Origin of the sequence: Burkholderia sp. MS389 (assembly GCF_016899425.1) — a bacterium.
Classification (GTDB): domain Bacteria; phylum Pseudomonadota; class Gammaproteobacteria; order Burkholderiales; family Burkholderiaceae; genus Burkholderia; species Burkholderia sola.
The window spans coordinates 1,749,695-1,771,541 of record NZ_CP045994.1; the positions used below are offsets into that span (position 1 = coordinate 1,749,695).

Annotated in this window: 7 protein-coding genes and 1 pseudogene; all 8 read left to right on the forward strand. The window is 62.0% G+C overall.

The features are described from left to right. Nucleotides 1-465: 465 nt before the first annotated feature. Nucleotides 466-2,388 (forward strand): PrkA family serine protein kinase, encoded by a 1,923-nt coding sequence (locus GJG85_RS08170; RefSeq protein WP_027784391.1) that lies wholly within the window; start codon nucleotides 466-468, stop codon nucleotides 2,386-2,388. Nucleotides 2,389-2,513: 125 nt separating this feature from the next. Beyond that, nucleotides 2,514-3,782, forward strand: a complete 1,269-nt coding sequence (locus GJG85_RS08175; RefSeq protein WP_006476064.1) for a YeaH/YhbH family protein — start codon at nucleotides 2,514-2,516, stop codon at nucleotides 3,780-3,782. After that, on the forward strand, nucleotides 3,779-5,458 hold the full coding sequence (locus GJG85_RS08180) for a SpoVR family protein (RefSeq protein ID WP_089488418.1): 1,680 nt from the start codon (nucleotides 3,779-3,781) through the stop codon (nucleotides 5,456-5,458). Before GJG85_RS08175 ends, GJG85_RS08180 begins: the two co-directional genes overlap by 4 nt. 237 nt (nucleotides 5,459-5,695) lie before the next feature. Further along, nucleotides 5,696-7,000, forward strand: coding sequence for an MFS family transporter (locus tag GJG85_RS08185; RefSeq protein ID WP_050012591.1), 1,305 nt, complete (start codon nucleotides 5,696-5,698; stop codon nucleotides 6,998-7,000). Nucleotides 7,001-7,428: 428 nt separating this feature from the next. Continuing rightward, complete coding sequence (locus GJG85_RS08190; RefSeq protein ID WP_124556421.1) at nucleotides 7,429-8,244, forward strand: ABC transporter substrate-binding protein; 816 nt, start codon at nucleotides 7,429-7,431, stop codon at nucleotides 8,242-8,244. Between the two features lie 94 nt (nucleotides 8,245-8,338). Continuing rightward, on the forward strand, nucleotides 8,339-9,061 hold the full coding sequence (locus GJG85_RS08195; RefSeq protein WP_204383836.1) for an amino acid ABC transporter permease: 723 nt from the start codon (nucleotides 8,339-8,341) through the stop codon (nucleotides 9,059-9,061). Between the two features lie 2 nt (nucleotides 9,062-9,063). After that, complete coding sequence (locus tag GJG85_RS08200; RefSeq protein ID WP_089488647.1) at nucleotides 9,064-9,789, forward strand: amino acid ABC transporter permease; 726 nt, start codon at nucleotides 9,064-9,066, stop codon at nucleotides 9,787-9,789. A 351-nt stretch (nucleotides 9,790-10,140) separates the two neighbouring features. Next, nucleotides 10,141-20,910 (forward strand): annotated as a pseudogene (locus GJG85_RS35210) (hemagglutinin repeat-containing protein); the annotation flags it as partial. Nucleotides 20,911-21,847: the final 937 nt, after the last annotated feature.

The following is a 21,847-nucleotide window of genomic DNA, read 5'->3' on the forward strand; positions in this document are numbered from 1 at the left end:
TGTGACAGCGTGGACGATCGGTCGTGCATCGGCACGTGCGTTGCGCATCGTGCACCGACGGACCCTCGGCGATGCGCTGCATGCGCGTCATGTTCCCCCGTTCGTCGTACGGGTATGTCCGTAAGGGACTGCGAAAAAAATCTGTAACGGTGCGCGCGGCGTGTCATCGCACGCGACCGCTCGAACGTATAGGAATGAAGGGAGAGGCGACGACGTCGGAGGTGTCCAACGCACGAGACGTTTCGATGTTCGACGAGACGCGGCGGATGCAGTTTCTGCGGCTCGGGAGGTCGATTGTAAAACGACGAAATGCGTTGTCCAAGCGGTGTTGTCGAGAATGACGAACTTCATACGAAGAGTTCGTGAAAAAAAATAAGAAAGGGTTTAGGATGAATTCGAACGCGCTTGCTTCTGCGCAGTCAGACGAAGGCAGGCACGTCTTCAGACTCAGGCGAGGGAGGTAGCATGGATATTTACAGCAGCTTCGCGAACCGCTTCGAAAAAACGCGAGAGGAAGAGCTCTCGCTGGAGGAGTATCTCGCGCTCTGCAAGAACGATCCATCCGCGTACGCGACGGCTGGTGAACGCATGCTGGAAGCAATCGGGGAACCTGAACAGATCGATACCCGCAACGATCCGCGCCTGTCGCGGATCTTCGCGAACAAGGTCATCAAGGTGTATCCGGCATTCCGTGAGTTCTACGGAATGGAGGAGGTGATCGAGCAGGTGGTCGCATACTTCCGCCACGCTGCGCAAGGTCTTGAAGAGAAGAAGCAGATTCTCTATCTGCTGGGCCCGGTGGGCGGCGGCAAGTCGTCGATCGCCGAGCGCCTGAAGCAACTGATGGAGCGCGTGCCGTTCTATGCACTGAAGGGCTCGCCCGTCAACGAATCGCCGCTCGGGCTGTTCGACTACGACGAGGATGGTCCGATCCTCGAGGAACAGTACGGCATTCCGCGCCGCTACCTGAAAAGCATCCTGAGTCCGTGGGCCGTCAAGCGCCTGCACGAATACAACGGCGACATCCGCCAGTTCCGCGTGGTGCGCCGCTATCCGTCGATCCTGCGGCAGGTCGGCATCGCGAAGACCGAGCCGGGCGACGAGAACAACCAGGACATCTCGTCGCTGGTCGGCAAGGTCGATATCCGCAAGCTCGAACAGTACGCGCAGGACGATGCCGATGCGTACAGCTACTCGGGCGGCCTGTGCCTCGCGAACCAGGGCCTGCTCGAATTCGTCGAAATGTTCAAGGCGCCGATCAAGGTGCTGCACCCGCTGCTGACCGCCACGCAGGAAGGCAACTTCAAGGGCACCGAAGGTTTCGGCGCGATTCCGTTCGACGGCGTGATTCTTGCGCACTCGAACGAATCGGAGTGGAAGGCCTTCCGCAACAACCGCAACAACGAGGCACTGCTCGACCGGATCTTCGTCGTGAAGGTGCCGTACTGCCTGCGCGTGTCGGAAGAGATCAAGATCTACGAGAAGCTGATCCGAAATTCGTCGCTGGCCGAGGCCGTATGCGCGCCGGGCACGCTGAAGATGATGTCGCAGTTCTCGGTGCTGTCGCGCCTGCACGAGCCGGAGAATTCGAGCCTGTTCTCGAAGATGCAGGTGTACGACGGCGAAAACCTGAAGGACACCGATCCAAAGGCGAAGTCGTACCAGGAGTATCGCGACTACGCGGGCGTGGACGAAGGGATGACCGGCGTGTCGACACGGTTCGCGTTCAAGATCCTGTCTCGTGTGTTCAACTTCGATACGAGCGAGGTCGCGGCGAACCCGGTGCATTTGATGTACGTGCTCGAGCAGCAGATCGAACGCGAGCAGTTCCCGCCGGAAACCGAGCAGAAGTATCTGTCGTTCGTGAAGGACGTGCTCGCGTCGCGCTACGCGGAGTTCATCGGCAAGGAGATCCAGACCGCGTATCTCGAGTCGTATTCGGAGTACGGTCAGAACATCTTCGATCGCTACGTCACGTATGCGGACTTCTGGATCCAGGATCAGGAATTCCGCGATCACGACACGGGCGAGAGCTTCGACCGCGCCGCGCTGAACGCGGAACTGGAGAAGATCGAGAAGCCGGCCGGGATCAGCAATCCGAAGGATTTCCGCAACGAGATCGTGAACTTCGTGTTGCGTGCGCGGGCGGCGAACGCCGGCAAGAATCCCGTGTGGACGAGCTACGAGAAGTTGCGCGTCGTGATCGAGAAGAAGATGTTCTCGAACACCGAAGAACTGTTGCCGGTCATTTCATTCAACGCCAAGGGTTCGGCGGAGGAGCAGCGCAAGCATGAGGACTTTGTGAACCGGATGGTCGCGAAGGGCTATACGCCGAAGCAGGTGAGGCTGCTTTGCGACTGGTACCTGCGCGTGCGCAAGTCGTCATGACGCGCGCGGTATCGCGCCCGTACGGCGAGTCCGTACGGGCGCTTTCAGAGGCGCCGCCCGCATGACGGCAGACGGCATGCGCGGCGAGTGCCCCGGCAGATCGACTTTCGAGCGGGAGACCGGGAGTGCTTCATCAAATCATCGACCGCAGGCTGGCCGGCAAGAACAAGAGCATCGCCAATCGCGAACGCTTTCTGCGTCGCGTCAAGAACTACATTCGTCGTGCCGTGTCCGACGCGGTGCGCGACCGTAGCATCAAGGATATCCAGAGCACGCAGAGCATCACGATCCCGCGCAAGGACATCGCGGAGCCGAATTTCCGGCACGCGCCGGGCGGGCGTCGCGAATATGTGCACCCGGGTAATGAAGACTACGTGCGCGGCGACAAGATTCCGCGTCCGCAGGGCGGCTCGGGCGGCGGCGGCAGTCAGGCGAGCAACGAGGGCGAAGGGCAGGACGACTTCGTGTTCGAGCTGTCGCGCGACGAATTCATGCAGTACTTCTTCGACGATCTCGAACTGCCGCGCCTCGTGAAGACGCACCTGCTGACGGTGCCGAGCTGGAAGAACGTGCGCGCGGGCTGGTCGGCGGAAGGTACGCCGAACAACATCGACGTCGTGCGTTCGCTGCGCAGCGCGCTCGGCCGGCGCATCGCGCTCGGCTCGCCGCTCGTCAACGAGCTGCGCGAACTCGAGGCGCAGCTGGAGGCGCTGAAGAGCGACCCCGAAGACCGCCGCGCGGAAATCGCGACGCTCGAGGCCGAGATTCATCACCTGAAAGGGCGCATCTGGCGGATTCCGTTCATCGATCCGTTCGACCTGCGCTACATCAACCGAGTGAAGCAGCCGCAACCGTCGAGCCAGGCCGTGATGTTCTGCCTGATGGACGTGTCGGGCTCGATGGACGAGCAGCGCAAGGATCTCGCGAAGCGCTTCTTCATCCTGCTTTACCTGTTCCTCAAGCGCAACTACGAGCGCATCGAAGTCGTGTTCATCCGCCACCACACGCGCGCCGAGGAAGTCGACGAGGACACCTTCTTCCATTCGACCGAAAGCGGCGGCACGGTCGTGTCGAGCGCGCTCGAACTGATGCGCAAGGTGATGGACGAGCGCTACTCGCCGACCGAGTGGAACATCTACGGCGCGCAGGCATCCGACGGCGACAACTGGACTGACGATTCGCCCAAGTGTCGCAAAATCCTGGAAGAGGATATCCTCACCAAGACGCGTTACTTCGCGTATATCCAGGTCGCGCCGGAAGAGCAGAATCTGTGGCTGGAATACGCGCAACTGGCCCTGTCGCAACCGCATCTCGCGATGAAAAAAGTGGAATCGGCTGCGGACATTTACCCGGTGTTTCGCGAATTGTTCGAAAAGCAGGTGGAAATGTCATGACGACCCGCCATCTGCACAACGAGTCGCGCGGCTACGAGCCGCGCCCTTCCGGCGACGATACGGCCGGCCCTGCCGCACCGCAGCAACGCGCGCAGGCCGAACCGCCGCCGCCGGCCGCCGACTTGCCCGGTTCCGGGCAAAAGGAAGCGCGTATGAACGTGGCCGAACGCAAGCCGTTGCCGTGCCCGTCCGACTGGACGTTCGAATTGCTCGAGGAATACGACACGCACATCTCGCAGGTCGCCGAACAATACGAGCTCGACATCTACCCGATCCAGCTCGAACTGATCAGCGCCGAGCAGATGATGGATGCGTATGCGTCGGTCGGGATGCCCGTCAACTACCGTCACTGGTCGTTCGGCAAGCACTTCCTCGCGACCGAGAAGAGCTACCGCCGCGGCCAGATGGGCCTGGCCTACGAAATCGTCATCAATTCGAACCCGTGCATCGCGTATCTGATGGAAGAGAACACGATGACGATGCAGGCGCTCGTCATCGCGCACGCGGCGTACGGGCACAATTCGTTCTTCAAGGGCAATTACCTGTTCCGGCTGTGGACCGACGCGCACGCGATCATCGATTATCTCGTGTACGCGAAGAACTACGTCGCGGAATGCGAGGAGCGCTACGGCCTCGATCGCGTCGAGGAACTGCTCGACTCGTGCCACGCGCTGATGAATTACGGCGTCGACCGCTACAAGCGGCCGCAGAAACCGTCGCTGTCGAAGGAGGCGGCGCTGCGGCGCGAGCGCGAGGCGTACCTGCAGTCGCAGGTCAACGAGCTGTGGCGTACGCTGCCGGGCAAGAAACCGGAGCTGACGGAGGAGCAGGACGACCGCTATCCGTCCGAGCCGCAGGAGAACCTGTTGTATTTCGCGGAGAAGAATGCCCCGCTGCTCGAACCGTGGGAGCGGGAAGTGATCCGCATCGTGCGCAAGATCGGCCAGTATTTCTATCCGCAGCGGCAGACGCAGGTGATGAACGAAGGCTGGGCGACGTTCTGGCACTACACGTTGCTCAATACGCTGTACAACCAGGGGAAGCTGGAAGACGGCTTCATGATGGAGTTCCTGCATTCGCACAGCAACGTGGTCTACCAGCCGCCCGTCACGAAGCCGTACTACAGCGGGATCAACCCGTATGCGCTCGGTTTCTCGATGATGAGTGACATCCGACGGATCTGCGAAGCGCCGACGGAGGAAGACTACAAGTGGTTTCCGGAGATCGCGGGCACGCCGTGGCTGCCGGCGATGCACTACGCGATGCGCAACTTCAAGGACGAGAGCTTCATCGCGCAGTACCTGTCGCCGAACCTGATCCGCGAGATGCGGCTCTTCTCGGTGCTCGACGACGACATGCGCGATTCGCTCGAGGTATCGGCGATCCACGACGATTCCGGTTACCAGTACGTGCGGCAGGCGTTGTCGCGGCAGTACGACATCCATCACCGCGAGCCGAACATCCAGGTGTGGGCCGTCAATACGCGCGGCGACCGCAGCCTCACGCTGCGCCACTTCATGACCGACAACCGCCACCTGTCCAACGACAGCGACGAAGTGCTCAAGCACATGGCGCGGCTCTGGCAGTTCGACGTGTACCTGGAAAGCGTCGACGAGGCCGGCACCGTGCGCAAGCGCTACGAGTGCCGCTACGTGCCGCCGGAAGTGCGCGTGTGATTGTCGCCGCAGTCGGAAATGTTTGCATCGAACGCCAGCCTTCGGGCTGGCGTTTTCATATGACGAACGCGTGGCGGGAGAAAATTTTTCTACATCCGGACGAACCCGGAGCGCTTGTTACTTTACATTTCGCTAAAATCCCGTAGCGCCGTGCGCCGGAACCGGTGCCACGTGCGACCGCACGCGGCGGCCCCCAGCCGTCTCGCCCAGAAAGCACTAAAAGGAACAGACCAACCCATGGACGTCCAGACCGACCAAGCTGCGCTGTCCGCGCATGACACCCGGCGGCGCGTGTTCGCCATCGTCGGCGCCTCATCGGGCAACCTCGTCGAGTGGTTCGACTTCTACATCTACTCGTTCTGCGCGCTGTACTTCGCACCGGCGTTCTTCCCGAGCGGCAACACGACGACGCAGTTGCTGAACACGGCCGGCGTGTTCGCGGCTGGCTTCCTGATGCGTCCGATCGGCGGCTGGCTGTTCGGCCGCATCGCCGACCGTCACGGCCGTCGCGCGGCGATGATGATCTCGGTGCTGATGATGTGCGGCGGGTCGCTCGTGATCGCGGTGCTGCCGACCTATGCGCAGATCGGCGCGCTCGCGCCGGCGCTGCTGCTGGTCGCGCGCCTGTTCCAGGGCCTGTCGGTGGGCGGCGAGTACGGGACGAGCGCGACCTACATGAGTGAAGTCGCGCTGAAGGGCCGTCGCGGCTTCTTCGCGTCGTTCCAGTACGTGACGCTGATCGGCGGCCAGCTGTGCGCGCTGCTGGTACTCGTGATCCTGCAGCAGACGCTGTCCGCCGGCGAGCTGAAAGCATGGGGCTGGCGCATTCCGTTCGTGGTCGGCGCGGCGGCCGCGCTGATTTCGCTGTACCTGCGCAAGTCGCTCGACGAGACGTCGACGAGCGCATCGCGCGACAAGAAAGACGCCGGCACGATCCGCGGCGTGTGGCAGCACAAGGGCGCGTTCTTCACCGTGGTCGGCTTCACGGCCGGCGGCTCGCTGATCTTCTACACGTTCACGACGTACATGCAGAAGTACCTCGTGAACACGGCCGGCATGCACGCGAAGACGGCCAGCAACGTGATGACCGTCGCGCTGCTCGTCTACATGCTGATGCAGCCGGTGTTCGGCGCGCTGTCGGACAAGATCGGCCGCCGCACGTCGATGATCCTGTTCGGTTCGTTCGCGGTGATCGGCACGGTGCCGCTGATGCACGCGCTGAAGGACGTGACGAGCCCGGTGGCCGCATTCGTGCTGATCACGGTGGCGCTGGCGATCGTCAGTTTCTACACGTCGATCAGCGGCCTCATCAAGGCCGAGATGTTCCCGCCGGAAGTGCGCGCGATGGGCGTCGGCCTGTCGTATGCGGTGGCGAACGCGATCTTCGGCGGCTCGGCCGAGTACGTTGCGCTGTGGTTCAAGTCGATCGGCAGCGAGGAAACCTTCTACTGGTACGTGACCGTGCTGTGCGCGATCTCGCTGATCGTGTCGTGGCGGATGCGCGATCCGAGCAAGGAAGGGTATCTGCGTCACGAGCCGTGATCGGGCTGCGCGTCGCGCGTACTTGCATGATGACGAACGTCCCGCCGGTTGGCGGGACGTTTTTTTTGCGGCGTGCGATTCCGCACGCGCCGGCATGAGCGTGCCGCGTCATATCGATATGGAAATCGATTCGTTGTCCATGACGGGCGATTTCCTTAATCTGGCTGCGTAGTTCGTGTGACACCTCCTTGACTGGGATTCGCGCCCGCTGCTTGCAGCGGGCGTCTTTTTTTGTGTGACCGCGTGCGTGACCGCAGCCCATGTGCCTCATCACGAAACCCGCAGAGCAAAGCACCATTTGTTGGTTCGAATTCGCCGCACGCGCTGATACGTTAGCGGCTTCGCGACGACACACTTCGTCGCGATGTGTTTCGAACCGTGCCGCCGCGCGATCCGCGGCGGCCTCCATAACAAATCAGGTCGTGCTCATGAAAATCAACACGCTCGCTACGTGGCTCATCGGGGTCGCGCTCATCTCCGCAGGCACCGTCGCGCATGCGGACCGTCTCGACGACATCAAGAAGGCCGGCGTGCTGCGCGTCGCGACGTTCGACAGCAACCCGCCGTTCGGTTATGTCGACGCGAAAAGCAACCACATCGTCGGTCTCGACGTCGATTACGCGAAGGCGCTCGCCGACAAGCTCGGCGTGAAGCTGCAACTGCAACCGACCAACCCCGCGAACCGCATTCCGTTTTTGACGTCCGGCAAGGTCGACCTCGTGCTCGCGAACTTCACGATCACCGACGAGCGTGCGAAGCAGGTCGACTTCAGCATCCCGTATTTCTCGTCGGGCCAGCAGTTTCTCGCGAAGAAGGGCGTGCTGAAATCGGCCGACCAGCTGAACGCGCTGCGCGTCGGCGCGGACAAGGGCACGACGAACGAGATCACGCTGCGCGAGAAATTCCCGAAGGCGACGATCGTCGCGTACGACGACACGCCGTTCGCGTTCGCCGCGCTGCGGGCCGGCAACGTGCAGGCCATCACGCAGGACGGCCCGAAGCTGATCGGCCTGCTCGCGAACGTGCCGGACAAGCAGAACTACGAGATCCCGGCGTTCACGATCTCGAACGATTACATGGGCGTCGGCGTGCCGAAGGGCGAGACGCGCCTGCTCGGCTTCGTCAACGACACGCTGAAGGGGCTCGAGGCGAGCGGCCGCGCCACGCAGATCTACGACGCGTGGTTCGGGCCGACGACGAAGACGCCGCTCACGCGCATCTTCCGGATCGGCGACAAGACCTGACCTTCGCTGCACGCGCGCCGCGATCGGCCGGAACACCGGCCGCGCGGCGCTTTTCGTTTTCATCCGACCGCGCGCGTCGTGCGCGCTCTCCAGCATGCTCGGATTGGCTCCCAAATATCTGTCCTGGCTCTGGCAGGGCTTCCTGCTGACACTCGGCCTCGCGGCCGCGTCGGCGATTGCCGCGACCGTCGGCGGGCTGCTGCTCGCCGTGATGCGGCATGCGCGCGGCAGGGCGCCGCGCGCGGCCGCCGCCGCGTATGTCGTCGCGTTCCGCAACACGCCGCTGCTCGTGCAACTGCTGTTCTGGTATTTCGGCGTCGCGTCGTTGCTGCCCGATACGTGGATCGCGTGGCTCAATGCGCGTCATGCGGTGAGCGCCGGCCCGTTCACGATCGCGTGGCCGTCGTTCGAATTCGTCGCGGGCTGGGTGGGATTGAGCGCCTATACGGCTGCGTTCGTCGCCGAGGAATGCGAAGCCGGCCTGCGCGGCGTACGGCGTGCGCAACACGATGCGGCGGCCGCGCTCGGCCTCACGCCGACGCAGTCGCTGCGTTACGTGGTGCTGCCGCAGGCCGTGCGCATCGCGCTGCCGCCGCTGTTCGGCCAATACATGAATCTCGTGAAGAACTCGTCGCTCGCGATGGCGATCGGCGTGGCCGAGCTGTCGTATGCGTCGCGGCAGGTCGAGACCGAGACGTTCAAGACGTTCGCCGCGTTCGGCGTCGCGACGCTGCTGTACGTCGCGGCGGTGGCCGCGATCGAGGCCGGCGCGTATGCGGCCACGCAATGGCGCGACCGGCTCGGAGCGGGGCGCTGACGATGGACCTTTCGCTGCTGCTCTCGAATCTGCCGTACCTGTTGGTCGGTGCATTTCCGGACGGCCCGCTCGGCGGCGCCGCGCTGTCGCTGGTGCTTGCGCTTGCGTCCGCGCTCGCGTCGGCCGTGCTTGGCGTGGCGCTCGGTGTCGCGATGGCGCTCGCACGCGGTCCGGCGCGCGTGCTGCTGCTCGCGTTCATCGGCTTCTTCCGCGCGATTCCGGTGCTGATGCTGATCTTCTGGACGTATTTCCTGATGCCCGTGCTGCTGCACATGGACGTGCCGGGGCTCGCGACGGTCGTGTGCGCGCTGGCGCTGGTCGGCGGTGCGTATCTCGCGCATGCGGTGCATGCGGGGATCGTCGCGGCGGGCGACGGGCAATGGCAGGCGGGGCTCTCGCTCGGGCTCACGCGCTGGCAGACGGTGCGCTACGTGCTGCTGCCGCAGGCGATCCGGATCATGACGCCGTCGTTCGTCAACCAGTGGGTCGCGCTCGTGAAGGACACGTCGCTCGCGTATATCGTCGGCGTGCCGGAGCTGTCGTTCGTCGCAACGCAGGTGAACAACCGGCTGATGGTGTATCCGGCGCCGATCTTCCTGTTCGTCGCGGTGATCTACCTGGTGCTGTGCACGTCGCTCGATGGCGCGGCGCGGTGGTTGTTGTCGCGGGGCGCGCAGGCGCGGCGTGTCGAGAGCACGGCGGTCGAACGGATCAAATCCTTGCAATGATGTCATCCCGATAAGCAATTACAAGAGATCTGATTACAGGTCGCATGCCGATTCGACCTCGCAATTCTGTCAGGGATTTTTTTGAACTGACGGGTGAGGTAAGATTCGCCCGGATTGCCGTTAACAATACCGTCGATATTTGCAGTCGACGGAGTATTTCATTATATAAAATATCAAGATAGTCGGATTGGCATGGCAGTAATCGACCGATGTATCGAGTCGTCTCGTCCATCGCATCTCGGCGACGATTGACACTCGTTGACGGTGCCTTTCCACGATTTCAAATAGATTCCACGCGATGTCCGAGGCCGTCAGGGCGGATCGAACGAAAATCGCGAGTAGACCAAGAAGATGAACAAAAACCATTATCGGCTGGTATTCAGCCGCGTACGGGGTATGTTGGTTGCCGTCGAAGAAACGGCCAGCAGCACGGGGAAAACAAATACGGGCGAGACTCGCCGTTTCGCCAAGCGCGGCGCCGAGCATCCGGCAGCGAAGTTCGCATTACGGGTGACTGCATTCGGCGCGCTGGTCGCAGCCGGCGCGAATCCGATATGGGCGACTGCGCAGATCGTCGGCGGAGGGGCTCACGCGCCCGCGGTGCTGCAGACGCCCAACGGCCTGCCGCAAGTCAACATCAACACGCCGAGCGCTGCCGGCGTGTCGTTGAACACCTATAACCAGTTCGACGTTCAGAAGAACGGCGCGATCCTGAACAACGCGTCGACGATCGTCAACACGCAGCAGGCCGGCTATATCAACGGCAACCCGAACCTGAGCGCGGGGCAGGCGGCGCGCATCATCGTCAACCAGGTCAACAGCACCGCGGCCAGTCAGATCAAGGGGTATGTGGAGATCGCGGGCAGCCGCGCGGAGATCGTGCTGGCCAACCTGCCGGTATCGTCGTGGACGGTGGCGGGTTCATCAATACCTCGCGCGCGGTCTTGACAACCGGCGTGCCGCAGTTTGGCGCGGACGGGTCGTTGACGGGCTTCAATGTCAATCGCGGCCTCGTAACCGTGCAAGGCGCGGGCCTCGATACTTCGAATGTTGATCAGACCGACATCATCGCCCGTGCCGTACAGGCTAATGCCGCGATCTATGCGAAGAATCTCAATGTAATCGCCGGTGCGAACCAGGTTAATCACGACACGCTTGCCGCGACGCAGATCGCCGGTGACGGTCCTGCACCTGCTGTCGCGATTGACGTCGCTCAGTTAGGCGGCATGTATGCCAATAGGGTGTTTCTGGTTGGCAACTCCGCAGGCGTTGGTGTCGCGAACGCAGGGACGATCGCGGCGCAGGCAGGCGATTTGACGTTGCAATCGGACGGCCGGCTCGTGCTCGCGGGCAAGACCACGGCAAGCGGCAACCTCGCGATGTCGGCGTCGGGCGGCATCCAGAATAGCGGGACCACGTATGCGCAGCAATCGTTGTCGGCGAACACCGCAGCCGATCTGACGAACAGCGGGACGCTCGCGGCGCAGCAGAATGCGACGGTCAACGCCGGCAGCGTCAACTCGACCGGTACGCTCGGCGCGGGTGTGAACAACGACGGTTCCGTCGCGCACAGCGGCGACCTGAACTTGAGTGCGTCGGGCCAACTGACCGCGACCGGCCAGAATGTGGCGGGCGGTAACGCGTCGCTGACGGGCGGCAGTGTGAATCTCGCCGGCAGCCAGACCGCCGCGAACGGCAATCTGTCGCTGAACGCGACGGGCGGCGACGTGAATCTGTCGAACGCGACGACGAGCGCGCAAGGCGCCATTCAGGCGAACGCATCGGGCACCGTGATCAACGACCGCGGCAGCCTGTCGAGCGGCAACAGCATGACGCTGGCCGGCGGGAACCTGTCGAACCAGGGCGGCAAGGTGTCGTCTCAAGGCGCGCTGTCGGTGAATGTCGCCGGCCAGATCGCCAACCAATCCGGCGAACTGGTATCCGAAAGCACGGCGGACGTGCGTGGCGGCGCCATCGCGAACAACCAGGGCACCGTTCAAAGCGCGGCTGGCACGACGGTGGCCGGTGTGTCGCTGGACAACACGGCGGGTCGGATCACGTCGCTCAACAGCGACGGCCTCTCCGTGACGACCAGCGGCCAGTTGACCAACGCAGCGGGCAAGACTGCAAACGGCGCGCAGGGCGGCGTGATCGGTGGCAACGGCGACGTCACCGTGCATGGCGGCAACGTTGCCAACCACGGGACGATGACGTCCAGTACGAATCTGCATGTCTCGGGACAATCGGTCGACAATAGCAGTGGCGTTTTGCAGGCTAAGCAAAAGGTGGCGGTCGATGCGGGTGCGCGCCTGATCAACAGCGGCGGCTCGATTGTCGCTCAGACGGCGGCACTGACCGGCACGACCCTTGACAATAGCGCGGGCGCCGTGAAGGCCGACAAGGTGTCGTTGAACGCGACCGACCTCGTGAATCACGGCGGCACGATCACGCAGATCGGCACCGGCGCGATGAGTGTGAACTTGTCGGGCACGCTCGACAATTCCGGCGGCGGTACGTTGCAAACCAACAGTAGCGACCTGACGCTCGCTCCCGCGTCGCTGGTCAATGACGGCGGCAAGATCACGCACGCGGGCACCGGCACGCTTACGCTCGGCAACGGCACGGGATCAGTGTCGAACGTCGGCGGTACGATCGCGAGCAACGGGCACGTGGTGGCGCAATCGGCCACGCTGAACAACACGTCCGGCTCGATCAGCGGGCAAACCGGCCTGTCGGCCACGGTCGGTAGCGCGCTGAACAATACGAATGGCAAGCTGCTGTCCAATACGGACCTTGGCATCACCAGCGGCACGCTCGCGAACGACGGCGGTCAGATTAGCGCGACTACGAACGCGATGATCCACACAGGCTCGATGACGAACCTGAGTGGATCGGCCAGCGCGTCCAATCTGTCGGTGACGGCCGATTCGACGCTTAACAATAGCGGCGGCAAGCTCGAAGCCAACCAACTCGCGTTGACCACACCGAACCTGACGAACCATGGCGGCACGATCACGCAATACGGCTCGTCGACCATGGCTGTCAACGTCAGCGGCACGCTCGATAACGCGGCAGCCGGTGTGATTCAGACGAACAGCACCGACCTTACGCTGACTCCGGCTTCGCTCGTGAACGATGGCGGCACGATTACGCATGCAGGTACCGGCACGCTGACGATTGGCAACGGCACTGGTTCGATTTCGAACGCGGGCGGCTCGATCGCGAGCAATGGGCGAGTCGTCGCGCAAAGCGGTTCGCTGAACAACACGTCGGGGGCGATCAATGGCCAAGCCGGGGTGACGGCGACGATCGCCGGCGCATTGAACAACACGCGTGGCAAGCTATTGTCCAGTACGGACCTTGCCGTTTCCAGCGGCACGCTGACGAACGACGGCGGCCAAATTGGCGCAAGCGCGAACGCGATGATCCACACGGGCGCGATGTCGAACCTGAGCGGATCGATCGTTGCGCCTAACCTGTCGGTGATGGCCGACTCGACGCTTGACAACAATGACGGTTCGCTCGAAGCGAATCAGCTCGCGTTGAGCGCGTCGAATCTCACGAACCGCGGCGGCACGATTACGCAACTTGGTTCGTCGGCCATGGCTGTCAACGTCAGCGGCACGCTCGACAATTCGAATGGCGGCACGCTACAAACCAACAGTACGGACCTGACGCTTTCTCCTGCATCACTCGTGAACGATGGCGGCACGATCACGCATGCCGGCAGTGGCACGCTGACGCTTGGAAACGCGACGGGATCGGTATCGAACGTTGGTGGATCGATTGCAAGCAACGGTAGCGTCGTGGAGCACTCGGCCACGCTGAACAATACGTCGGGATTGATCAACGGCAAATCCGGATTGACGGCGACGGTCGGCAGCGCGCTGAACAATACGAACGGTAAGTTGCAGTCCCGTGCGGACCTTGGCATTTCCAGCAGCACGCTGACGAACGACGGCGGTCAGATTGGCTCGAGCACGAACGCGTCGATTCACACGGGCTCGATGACGAACCGGAGCGGATCGGTCAGTGCGTCCAACCTGTCCGTGACGGCCGATTCGACGATCGACAACAGCAGGGGCAAGCTCGAAGCCAACCAACTTGCGTTGACCGCGCCGAACCTGACGAACCACGGCGGGACGATCACGCAATATGGCTCGTCAGCCATGGCTGTCAACGTCAGTGGTTCGCTCGACAACTCCGCAGCGGGCGTGATTCAAACGAACAGTGCGGACCTGACGCTGGCCGCTAGCCAATTGAACAATGCAGGCGGCACGATCACGCATGCCGGTACCGGGACGCTGACCATCGCGCCGGGTAACGGCGCGAGTGCGCTGAACAATGCAGGCGGGACCATTGTCACCAAGGGGCAGGCGGTTGTCGACGCGGGCAGCTGGGACAACTCGAACGGCATTCTCGCGGCACAGGGCGGCGTGACGGCGACGGTCGCGGGCGACGTGAACAACGTACAAGGGCTGGTGCGTGCGGGCGCGTCTCTGTCGTTGACGAACGGCGGCGCGCTGGTGAACCGGGCCGGGCACGTTCAGGCCGGTCAGACGACGGCCGGCGACACGAGCACGATCGCTGTTCATTCCGGCTCGATCAATAACGCCGACGGGGCCATTACCGACCTCGGCACGGGCGCGATGACCGTGCAGGGCGGCAGCCAGATCACGAATAGCCGCGCGGGCAACGTGTCGGGCATGGGCGCGATCACCGGTAACGGCGACGTTACGATCAGCGCGACATCGATTTCGAACACGCAAGGCGGGCAGTTGAGCGGCGCGAGCCTCCATGTTCAAGGGGCGACCTTGGACAACAGCGGCGGGCAAATCGGCAGCGTTGCGAATTCGAGCGGCAACGTGGACATGACGGCGAGCGCCGCACTCACGAATACGAACGGGCAAATCAGCTCGACGCACGACCTGACGATCACGGCTCCGACACTGCAAGGCGGCGGCGCGTATAGCGCAGCGCACGATGTACACGTGAATCTGCAAGGTGATTACACGACAACGACGGATACGCAGTTCAACGTCGGCAACGACCTTACCTTTGCGCTGCCCGGCACGTTCACCAACAACGCGGGTTTCCAAACCATCAATGGCCTGAACATCAACGCGGCCAATATCGTCAATTCGGGCGCGTTGTCGGCCGGTGGACTGCTGCATACGCAATCGAGCAATCTGTCCAACACCGGGTCGCTGGTGGGAGGGAGCGTCTCGCTCAACGCAACCGGCACGGTGTCGAACGCTGGGTCGACGGCGTTGATTGGCGCATCGGACAGCAACGGCAAGCTTGAAATTCTCGCGCACGACATCGAAAACCGTGACGACACGACGGCGGCCGATTCAATGCCGACGACGGCGATTTTCGGGATGGGTAAGGTTGTGCTCGCGGGCGGCAAGGATGCGGGCGGCAATTACACGAATGCGGCACTGGTCAACAACGTATCAGCTCTGATTCAGTCCGGCGGTGATATGGAACTGCACGCCGACAAGGTGACGAGCACGCGTCGTGTGATGAGCACCTCGGGAAGCACGAGTAACGTTGATCCGGCGGCCCTCGCGCAATACGGCATTAGCCTGTCAGGTTGCGCATCGTACTTCGCGGTGAATTGCGCGGGAGGGGGACAGATGATCGCCGGTCTCGGGCCCTCCAACCTCACACCGGCCATAACAGCCGCCTTGATCGCCCAGCCGGGCGGTATGTACATTGACCCGCCGCACGGCGGCCAGTGGAACAGCGGGTACTTCTACACGACCTATACTGGAACGGCTGTGGGGAACACGGTCACGGCATTGAGCCCGACTGCGCAAATCGTGTCGGGCGGCAAGATCGATGCCTCATCGACCGGCAACGTACTCGGGCCAGTATCACTACAACAACTACGATAGCAGCGAATATAACTGGCAATTGCCGTTTGGCAACGCGCCATTTGTGACGGGCAATCCGGGGGGCTACACCCAAGCTGCGCCAGCGGACGTCAAGACCTACAAGCTGCCGGGCTACGATTCGACCTTGGGTTCGAATGGCACAATTTCCGGCACGGGCGTGAGCATCAACAATACTGCGAGCAACGCATCGCTTCCGTCCCTTGGCTTGTTGCCCGGTCAATCGGTTGCGGGGTTGACGCCTATTTCGCTTAATGGCGCTGCGACAGGGTCCGGCACGACCGTGACGCCTGCCACGCTCAACGGCAATGCGACGGCTTCGGCTACAACTGGCGGCGTCGTTCGAGGGACGGTCACGGGCGCGGGCGCGCAATCGACGGCGCCGGTGCACGGCGTGGGCTCAACACAGGTCGATCCGGTCATTGCAAGCGCGACTGCGTTGAACGTGCTGAACAACCTGACGATTCCGCAGGGGGGGTTGTATCGACCGAATCCGTCGCCGAGCGCGAGCTACGTGATCGAGACGAACCCGGCGTTCACGAACCAAAAGAGTTTCATTTCAAGTGACTATTTCTTCGGTCAGATTGGCGTCGACCTGACCCATATTCCGAAGCGACTGGGCGACGGGTTCTATGAGCAACAGCTTGTTCGTAATCAGGTGACGGCGCTGACCGGCCGCGCGGTATTGGGTCCATACGCGGACCTTCAGACGATGTATCAGCAGCTTATGGCGGCGGGTGCATCGTTGGAGAAGTCGCTTAATCTGCCGCTGGGCGCGAGCTTGTCTTCCGAGCAGGTATCGAAGCTGACCGGTAACGTGATCATGATGGAAACGCGCGTGGTCGACGGTCAGTCGGTGCTCGTGCCGGTCGTGTATCTGGCGCAGGCGAACCAGCAGAACGTCAATGGTCCGCTGATCACCGCCACCGACATCGATCTGAAGGACGCGCAGAACTTCACGAACAGCGGCACGTTGAAGGCGGACAATTCGTTGTCGATTCAAGGCAAGCAGATCGACAACGCGTTCGGTGCGCTGCAAAGCGGCGGCCTTATGTCGCTGAAGACGGATGGCAACGTCGATCTCACATCGGCGAAGGTCAAGGCGGGTAGCTTGAACCTGAACGCAGGCGGTGATCTCGTTCTCAATAGCGCTGTGAATACCGACACCCAGGTAAGCCGCGACGGTGCGACGAGCGTCAAGACGACGCTTGGGCCGATTGCGCAACTCGACGTCAAGGGCGACGCGGCGATCATCACCGGGGGCAACCTTGAACAGCATGCGGGTGCGCTGACAGTTGGTGGGAATCTCGGCCTGCTTGTTGGTGGGAACTACGACCTCGGTACGCAGCAAGTCGGCGAGCACAAGATCGTGCAGCGCGCGAATGGCGTATCGAATACCGACATCAATGACGTGGTTGGTAGCGCAGTGAATGTTGGTGGCGTGTCGATGATCGGAGTGAATGGTGATTTGACCGCGAGCGGCGCGCAAATCAACCTGCGCAACGGGGGAACGGTCGCTGCCAAGGGCAATATCACGCTCGGCGCTGCGAGTGCCACATCGACGGTCGACAGCAACAGTTCGGGCAGCGATCACCACGGCAGCTATTCGGAAACATTGCACACGTACGATCAGACAGTGGTTGGCACGACGGTGCATAGCGGCAATACCGTGAACGTTGCTTCGAGCAAGGACATCAACGTCATCGGAAGCACGATCTCGCTTGATCAGGGCAATGTGGGCCTCATGGCAGTCGGCAACGTGAACGTCGGCGCGGTGACCGAAACCCATGTGTCGAACATGGACGAATCGCACGACCACGGTGGCGTCGCAAGTCATGCGAGCGCGACAAACCGGGTTGATCAGACCACCACGTATGCCAATGGCAGCACGATCTCGGCCGACGGCGTAACGGTCGTAAGCGGGAAAGACATCAACGTCACCGGTAGCTCCATTGTCGGGACGCACGATGTGGCACTGTCGGCCAAGGACAATGTCAACATCACTGCAGCAACCAACACGTATCAGGACAACGAGTATCACCAAGAGAAGCATTCGGGCCTGTCCGGCTCGGGTGGTCTGGGTATCACGATCGGATCGAGCGAAAAGAGCGATCGATATAACGCAACTTCGACGACGCAAAGCCAATCGCGCAGTTCCGTCGGCAGCGTCGAAGGCAACGTGAAGGTGTCGGCCGGTAAGGACGTTCATATCGGCGGCAGCGATGTGGTCGCCGGCAAGGCGGTGGGCGACGTCAAGGGTGCGACGGGTAACATCAGCATTGCTGGCGAGAACGTCACGATCGACTCGGGACAGGACCGTGCGCAATCGCATGATCAGCAAGAAGCGCGTTCGAGCGGATTGACGGTGGCGGTCACTGGTACGCCGTTTGATACGGTGCGCAACCTGAAAGCGGATGCGTCCTCGGGCAACGGTTTCCAGCGAGGCCAATCGGTGCTGACCGAAATCGGCGCAGGTGCGGCCGATGTGCCGTCGATTTCGGTGACGTACGGTCGGAGCCGTAGCAGCAGTACGACCGACATGTCGAGTTTGACGAATGCGGGAAGCACGGTGCGTGGCGGCGGCAACGTGACCGTGAAAGCGACCGGCGGTGCGCAGAAAGATGCGAATGGGAACACTGTGGACGGCGATATTGCCGTGATTGGCTCCGCGATCAGCGCTGGCGGTACGGCGGCGCTGGATGCCAACCGCAACGTGACGTTGCAGGCGTCGACAGATCAGATTCGGCAGAGTACGTCGTCGAGCAGTTCCAGCACCAGCCTCGCGTTACTGTCGACGCCGAGCCTTGGAGACGTCGCTCGCTGGATCGGCGGCACGGCCAACAGTGGCGGGAACAGTCCGTCTCCGTACAACGCGAGCCGGGGCAATTCGGACGGCAGCCAGACGATGACCCAGCAAACGGCGTCGTCGGTCACTGGTAATAGCGTTGTCATCAAGAGCAAGACGGGCGACATTAACGTCGTCGGGTCGGGCATCAGCGGAACGCAGGGCGTCGATCTCGTCGCTACGCAGGGCGCGATCAATGTACTGGCGGGTCTCGACACCAACGTGACGCACCTGGAGTCGAGTAGCCGCCAGGTTGGCAGCCTTGGTAGCAACGGCACGGCGACCGGTTTTTCGGTCGGTGTGGCGAATAGCCATAGCGTGCAGGACACGTCGTCGCAAACGCAGAGCACGATGCGCAGCCAGATTGTGAGCGGCAAGGGCAACGTGACGCTCGATGCAAAGCAGGACATCACGGTCGCAGGCTCCGATCTGAGCGCGGGTAAGGATCTAACACTGATCGGTAAGAACCTGAATCTCGATCCGGGAACGGATGCGACGCAGAGTCGGATGAGTCAGGATTCCAGCCAGTTCGGCGTGAGCGTTGCGCTTGGTGGCGCAGTCGGTAATGCCATCGCGCAGGCCAATCAGGCATTTGCGCAGCCGGCGCGTGGCGGCGATTCGCGATTGGCGGCGCTGGATAAGGCTCAGGCCGGACTTGCGGCTTACAACGCGTATCAAGTTGGAAGCGCGTTGAGTGACGGAAAGCCGACGAATCAGGCACTGATCAAGGCGACGGTCAGTATCGGCGGTGGCACCAGCCATAGCGAAGCGCAATCCAGTTCCGTCGCCAACGACGGGAGCACTCTGCACGCAGGCGGTAAGGCAACGCTCATTGCAACAGGAAGCGGTGCCAAGGATGCGAACGGCGTTGCGACCGATGGCGATATAAACGCCAGTGGGACGCAAATTACCGCGCAGAACGTGGACTTGAACGCCGCACGCGATATCAACCTGACGAGCGCGAAGGATACGAGTCAGCAGTCGAGCAGCAATAGCAGCAGCGGCGGCAGTATCGGTGTTGGCGCAGCTATTGGCGGCCAGCAGAACGGTTTCACGCTTGAACTGGGCGCGAGCACGGCGCACGGCCATGCAAACGGTAGCAGCATCACGAATCGGGATACGCAGGTTACCGCAGGCAATGCGCTGTCGATAACGAGCGGACGCGATACGAATCTGCGCGGTGCGGAAGTGTCGGGCAATACCGTCAACGCGAGTGTTGGGCGCGACCTCAATATCGCGAGCCAGCAGGACACCAGCACGTACGACAGCAAGCAATCGAGCGCTGGTTTCCAGGCAAGCATTTGCGTGCCTCCGTTCTGCTACGGCCAAACGGTCAGCGGTAGCGCGAGCGCGAGCCAGCAGAACATTAACGCGAACTATCAGTCGGTGAACCAGCAAAGCGGGATCTATGCGGGCACGGGCGGGTACAACGTGAATGTCGGGAATCGTACGCAACTCGATGGTGGCTTGATTGCGAGCACGGCGACACCAGACAAGAACAGTTTGTCGACGCAGATGCTGGGCTTTACGAATCTGGAAAACCACGCCTCTTACTCCGGCGATACGGTCGGCTTCAGCGCGAGCGGTGGCTTCGGGAACAGCACACCGGCTGGTGTGAACCTCAATACGCCTGTCAAACAAGGCGCGAACAACGTACCGGGAGCGCAGAATTCGCAAGGCTTGGGACCGAGCGGGTTCTCGGCGGCGGGCACGAGCAGCGACGCGTCGGGAACAACCTACGCGGCCGTCGCTCCCGGAGCGATCACGGTACGCGGCGACGCGGGTACCGGGCATGACAGTACGGCGGACCTGAGCCGCGACACGGCGAATGCGAACGGCGCGGTGCAGAACACGTTCAATGCGCAGAACGTGCAGAACGACATGGCGGTTCAGCAGTCGGTCGGCCAAGTCGGTATGCAGGTGGTGGGGGATGTCGCGAACGCGCTGCAGAACAAGGCAATTGCAGACGAGGCCAAGGCCCGACTGGCATATGCCAACGCTAGCGCCGCCGGCGATACAGCCGGGATGGCACAGGCGCAGGCCGATTTCACGGCGGCGCAACAGCAGGAAGCTTTGTGGGGTAACGATGGCGCAGCTCGGATCGCATCACACGCCGGTATAGCGGCAATCGGTGCGGCGATGGGGGGCGGCAATGTCGCCGGGGCCGTCGCTGGCACGGTGGCCGGTGATATGGCGGGCAATGCCGTTGGGAAGGCGCTCGGCGATACACTGGGCGGCACGTTGTTGGCGAATGCGGCATCGGGGCTGGCTGGTGCGGCGGCGGGCGGCGCTTTAGGCGGTTCGGCTGGAGCGATGAGTGGCGCGAACGGTGCATTGAGTGCCGATCTGTTCAATCGTCAGCTCCATCCGCAAGAGCGTACGATGATTTCCACGGTGGCGAAGGGTATAGCAGCCGCCAACGGCAAGACTCCGGCTGATCAGGCGAAGCTGGCGGACTACTGGACCAATATGCTGACATTGGCTGCCGGCGCGAAGGTAGACGCTCAGGCACAGACGCAGCTCACGCAGTATGAAATTCAGTTAGTGCAGGCGGCTCAAGCGTCTGGTAACTCGCAAGCGCTCGATACGTTTATGCAGAATCTGAAGATTGCACAGAATGCGATCAATCAGATGTCCGGCTACACGATCTCGGGCACGACCGGCGCGATCGTAGCGGATGGCAGCACAGTCAAGACGTTCCAGTCGACGAGCGCTCAATTCAACGACTCGACGTTGTTTGGTACGCCGGGGGGAACAGCGCATGCACTCGCCCCGGGCCAAACGCCTCAGACGGCCGGGATCGGATCGCAGTATTACGTTGATCCGAACGGCCCGACCAACCAACAGGTGGCGGGGTTTGCGCAAGATCAGATTACAAAAGCGGGTACGTCCAGGGATGCAATCGCACCAGAACACACTGCCGAAGATATGATTGCGGCAACTATGGCTGGGGGATTGGCGACCGGAGCCGTTAAGGCGATCGTTGGGCGGGTCATCGGAGCCATCGCTGACGGAGCCGCCAGCAAGAGTCTTTCGGCTTTGGAGGGTGCCACGCCGGCAGTGCCATCCGCTTCCGGCTTTGTGAATGCAACGAAGGTTTGTGAAAGCGGTTGCGTGTTGAACGCTTCGACGCCCGAACAAAAAACCTTGGTTCAGACCATCATGCAGAAAGGAGACCCTTCAGGTCAGCTGACGGAAGACCTCATCAATTCGATCAGCAAGAGCGAAGGCTATAGTAGCCTAGCAGGTGGCAAGTACGGCGCGAACAACGGGTTCGATCACGTCCTTGAGGACGCTTCCGGAAACGTAACTTTGC